Origin of the sequence: Paraburkholderia sp. SIMBA_053, assembly GCF_046534895.1 — a bacterium.
GTDB classification, from domain to species: Bacteria; Pseudomonadota; Gammaproteobacteria; order Burkholderiales; family Burkholderiaceae; genus Paraburkholderia; species Paraburkholderia caledonica.
This window is the reverse complement of record NZ_JAWRXU010000362.1, coordinates 1-313: the sequence shown is the minus strand read 5'-3', so window position 1 is coordinate 313 and position 313 is coordinate 1. Positions and strand designations below refer to the sequence as shown.

Sequence of the window (313 nt, the reverse complement as noted above, 5' to 3'; positions counted from 1 at the left end):
CCCATACCGGAAGAGGCCCCGGTAACGAGAGCGACGGGTTTTTGGATAAGGCCCACTCTGTTCACTCCAATGTGTGAATGAAAATTTCGCTGGTTAGGATAAAGTGTCGAGTAACCCCACAGTCAAGTCCATTGTTATGCTCATAAGCGAGATTTCGAAAATTGCTGGCTTGTCCAAGGATGGCATTCGCCACTACGAGAAGATGGGCCTCTTCCGTTCGACCGCACGCAGCGCAGGGAGCCGCGTCTATCGCGACTACGACCCATCGGTACTTGTCACGATCGAGCACATCCGTGACGCACAACGCCTGGGC

1 protein-coding gene is annotated in these 313 nt (G+C 54.0%); it reads left to right on the top strand.

The genetic code is table 11. The annotated features are described in order from the left end of the window. Nucleotides 1-136: 136 nt before the first annotated feature. Nucleotides 137-313, top strand: a 177-nt coding sequence (locus SB753_RS36000) for a MerR family transcriptional regulator (RefSeq protein ID WP_410804874.1), incomplete at its 3' end; no start/stop codon positions are given.